Origin of the sequence: Allosphingosinicella sp., from assembly GCF_036387215.1 — a bacterium.
Lineage (GTDB): Bacteria > Pseudomonadota > Alphaproteobacteria > Sphingomonadales > Sphingomonadaceae > Allosphingosinicella.
In genome coordinates this window covers 1-3,849 of record NZ_DASVUE010000344.1, presented here as the reverse complement: position 1 = coordinate 3,849, position 3,849 = coordinate 1, and the positions used below count along the sequence as shown (strand labels likewise).

The following is a 3,849-nucleotide window of genomic DNA, read 5'->3' as shown; positions in this document are numbered from 1 at the left end:
TTGTCGCTGGCGCTGCGCTCGGCCTTCGGGGCATAGTCGGTAGGCCCATACAGTCCGTTCCTTGCTGGAGAATTCAGCGTGTCGCAGACCAGACAATGTCCGAAATGCTCCGGATCGATGACCGAGGGCTTCGTGCTCGATGCCACGCACGGCGGGGTGGCGGTCTCCAGCTGGGTGGAAGGGGCACCCGAGAAGAATGTCTGGACCGGCGTCAAGGTGAGCGGGAAGCCGCGCGCGGAGATCGCGACGTGGCGATGCAAGCGCTGCGGCTTCCTCGAACAATATGCCGCGCACCAGACGGACCGGAGCCAGGAAACGAAAAAACAGATGCAGGCTGTGCTGCTGGCACTCCTGATCGTGCTGATTGTGCTGCTCGTCGTCGGCGCGGTGGCGCTCCTGGCGCTGGCCGTAAGCCGCTGAGCCGCTCAACGACCTTCAGGTCATCTCGATCGCGGCTTCCGGCGAGGCGGGCTTGCGGTTGGTGATCGTCACCGTCGTTCCATGGTCGGTGATCGCGTAGAGTTTCTTGGCGAACTGCCTCGGCAGCCGGATGCAGCCGTGAGAGGCGGGGTAGCCCGGCACCCGGCCCGCGTGGAGCGCTACCCCCTGCCACGTCAGCCGCTGCATGTAGGGCATCGGCGCGTCGTCATAGGTGGTCGAGCGGTGGTGGACCTTCTTCTGGAGGATGGTGAAGCTTCCGGTGGGGGTCTCGTAGCCGCGCTTTCCGGTCGAGACGGGCGAGGTCCACAGCAGCTCGCCATCGTCGAACACATAGGCCTTCTGGAGCGGGATGCTGACGACGATCCGCACGCCTCCCGGCGTGGGGTCCGCCGCCGGTTCGGCCATGCGCGGAGGCTCAGGGGCGACGGTGAAGGCAACGGTATCAGCCAAGGGCTGCGGCTCGTACACCAGCTTCGGCGGGGCGGCGGCTGCCTCAGCGAGTTGAACGGCTGGTTCCGATTCAGGTGTCGCTGGCGGCGGCGGCGTTGCGCTGCCCAGCAGCAACCCCGCGGATCCGGCCCAAAGCGACAATTTCAGCACTCGAATCGAGCCTCACAGCCAATGACGTCCCGAAAAAACTTACCAAAGCTGGTTAAGTTCAGCGAATCTCCCGGCCGCCGCCGGACAGCTTCAGCGCGGCCACGATCCTCCGCATCGCCGCGCGCGGCATGAGGCGGTTCGATTGTGCGCTGATCTTGTTGGTGAGGCCGGGGATCACAACCGCCTTATGGCGGGCGAGGCCGCTGAGGCCTGCGGCGACCACCGAGGAAGCGTCGGCGGCGAATGTGTCGAACGCCGCGCTGGTGACGCCCGCGACCTCGCCGAATTCGGTGCGCGTGGGACCGGGGCAAAGCGCGCTCACCTTGATCCCGCTGCGCTTCAGCTCCTGGTGAAGAGCTTCCGTAAAGGAGAGGACGAACGCCTTGGTGGCGAAATAGACGGCGAAGCCGGGCCCTGCCTGGAAAGCGCCGGTGGAGGCGACGTTGAGGATGCCGCCTTCGCCCCGCTTGCGCATGGCGGGAAGGACGAGGTGGGTGAGCTCGACGAGCGCGCCCACATTGAGGTCGATCATCTCGCGCTGACGCTCCAGCGGCAGCCCGGCGAACTCGCCGGTGAGACCGAAGCCCGCATTGTTGATGAGCGTCGAAACCGTTAGCCCCTGCGCCTCCACGGCGTCGATCAGCTTCCGGGGCGCACCTGGAGCGGCGAGATCCGCGACAATGACGCGTGCCCTGCCAAGCTCGGCGGCGAGCGCTTCGAGACGCTCCCGCCGCCGGGCCACCAGCACCACTTCATCGCCGCGCCTCGCGCACTGGCGCGCGAACTCGGCGCCAAGCCCCGCCGAGGCGCCGGTGATGAGAGTGACAGGGCGCAAGGGGCCGCTAGGCGCGAAGCGTCGCCTTCAGGATCTTGCCCGGGTTGCGCGGCGGCTCGCCCTTCGGGAGCGCGTCGACATATTCCATGCCTTCGATCACTTGACCCCAGACTGTGTACTGACGGTCGAGGAAGCGGGCATCGTCGAAGCAGATGAAGAACTGGCTGTTGGCCGTGTGCGGCTGATTGGTGCGGGCCATCGAGCAGGTGCCGCGGACGTGCGGCTCGGCGTTGAACTCGGCCTGGAGGTTGGGGAGCTTGGAGCCGCCGCTGCCGCTGCCGGTGGGATCGCCGCCCTGGGCCATGAAGCCTGGAATGACGCGGTGAAACACAACGCCGTCGTAGAAGCCTTCGCTCGCAAGGCTCTTGATCCGCTCGACATGCCCCGGCGCCAGATCGGGGCGCAGGCGGATGACGACATCGCCGCCGCTGTCGAGGGAAAGGACCAGGGTATTCTGCTCATCGGCCATGTGCGCGTCTCCGCAAGGTTTCGGGGGCGACTTAGGGCCGGTCCAGCGGATGCGCCAGCCCTCGTCACGAATATCGACAGGCCGAAGCGCCGCGCCTAGGAAGCGCTGACGAAGCGGCACCCACGGGCAGGAGAGGGCGATGAGCGACACCGAACTCGAAATGCCCGGCGGCGCTTTGCCCGAAACCCCCGAGGACCGGCTGGACGAGGACGACCGGCTGAGGCCGGAATTCGTCCGCGAGGTGCTCGAGCGCGTCGAGGCAGGCGATACGGAGGGCGCGCGCAGCCTGGTCGAGCCGCTCCACCCCGCCGACGTTGCCGACCTGTTCGAGCTGATCGACCCCGACGAGCGGCGCGCTCTCGCGGCGGCGGTCGCGGACGTGCTCGACGCCGACGTGTTCGCGGAGATGAACGACTGGGTGCGCGACGAGCTGATCGACGCGCTCGAGCCGCACGAGGTCGCCGTGATCGCCGGCGAGATGGATACGGACGATGCCGTGGCCATCATCGAGGACATGGAGGAGGACGAGCAGCGCGCCGTCCTCCGCGCGCTGGATCCGGACGACCGCGCCGCGATCGAGGAAGCGCTCACCTTCCCCGAGGAATCCGCCGGCCGCCTGATGCAGCGCGATCTCATCGCGGTGCCGGAGCATTGGACGGTCGGACAGGTGATCGACTATCTGCGCGCAGGCGACGATCTGACCACCGATTTCTGGGAAATCTACGTGGTGGATTCCCGCCACCACCCCGTCGGCACGTGCATGCTGAGCTGGGTGCTGAGGACTCCGCGGCGGGTCCGCATCGCCGATGTGATGCAGCGCGAGCAGACCTTGATCCCGGTCGACATGGACCAGGAGGAGGTCGCGCTCCGCTTCCAGAAATATGCGCTGATCTCGGCCGCGGTGGTGGACCAGTCCGGGCGCCTGGTCGGCATGATCACGGTCGACGACATCGTCCACATCATTCAGGAAGAAGCGAGCGAGGACGCCTTGCTCCTGTCTGGCGTCGGCGAGGGCGACATCAACGAGCCTGCCATCGACAGCTACAAGGCGCGGGTGCGCTGGCTGATCGCGAATTTGGGTACCGCCTGCGTCGCAGCCTTCATCATCAGCCGCTTCGAAGCGACCATTCAGCAGATGGTGGTGCTTGCGGCGCTGATGCCGATCGTCGCCGGCGTCGGCGGCAATGCCGGGACCCAGACGCTGGCGGTGACCGTGCGTGCGCTCGCCACCAACCAGCTCACCAGCTCGAACACCTGGCGTGCGATCACGCGCGAGATAAGGGTCGCCTGCCTCAACGGGGTCACCGTGGCGGCAGTGATCGGCCTCGCCGTTGGCTTGTTCTTCCACAATGCCCTGCTGGGCGGAGTGATCGCATCGGCAATGGTGGCGAATATCGTCATCGCCGGGCTAGCCGGCGTGATGATGCCGCTCGCGCTCGACCGGGCGGGGGCGGACCCTGCCGTCGCCTCCTCGATCTTCGTCACCATGGTCACCGATTCGATG

Annotated in this window: 5 protein-coding genes; 2 read left to right on the top strand and 3 right to left on the bottom strand. The window is 66.9% G+C overall.

Going from position 1 to position 3,849, the window contains the following annotated elements:
- Positions 1 to 117: 117 nt before the first annotated feature.
- Positions 118 to 420, top strand: coding sequence for a hypothetical protein (locus tag VF662_RS13785; RefSeq protein ID WP_464142271.1), 303 nt, complete (start codon positions 118 to 120; stop codon positions 418 to 420).
- 15 nt (positions 421 to 435) lie between these two features.
- Here the strand turns inward: VF662_RS13785 and VF662_RS13780 are convergent, their stop codons facing one another.
- The 3 genes from VF662_RS13780 to VF662_RS13770 all read right to left on the bottom strand — a co-directional run bounded on the left by VF662_RS13780 (position 436) and on the right by VF662_RS13770 (position 2,345).
- On the bottom strand, positions 436 to 891 hold the full coding sequence (locus VF662_RS13780; protein WP_464142269.1) for a L,D-transpeptidase family protein: 456 nt from the start codon (positions 889 to 891) through the stop codon (positions 436 to 438).
- A 208-nt stretch (positions 892 to 1,099) separates the two neighbouring features.
- Positions 1,100 to 1,876, bottom strand: coding sequence for an SDR family NAD(P)-dependent oxidoreductase (locus tag VF662_RS13775; protein ID WP_464142267.1), 777 nt, complete (start codon positions 1,874 to 1,876; stop codon positions 1,100 to 1,102).
- A gap of 7 nt (positions 1,877 to 1,883) precedes the next feature.
- On the bottom strand, positions 1,884 to 2,345 hold the full coding sequence (locus VF662_RS13770) for a peptidylprolyl isomerase (RefSeq protein WP_464142265.1): 462 nt from the start codon (positions 2,343 to 2,345) through the stop codon (positions 1,884 to 1,886).
- Between the two features lie 139 nt (positions 2,346 to 2,484).
- Between VF662_RS13770 and mgtE the strand changes: the two genes are divergently transcribed.
- The coding region (mgtE, locus tag VF662_RS13765) for a magnesium transporter (RefSeq protein ID WP_464142263.1) at positions 2,485 to 3,849 on the top strand (1,365 nt) is incomplete at its 3' end.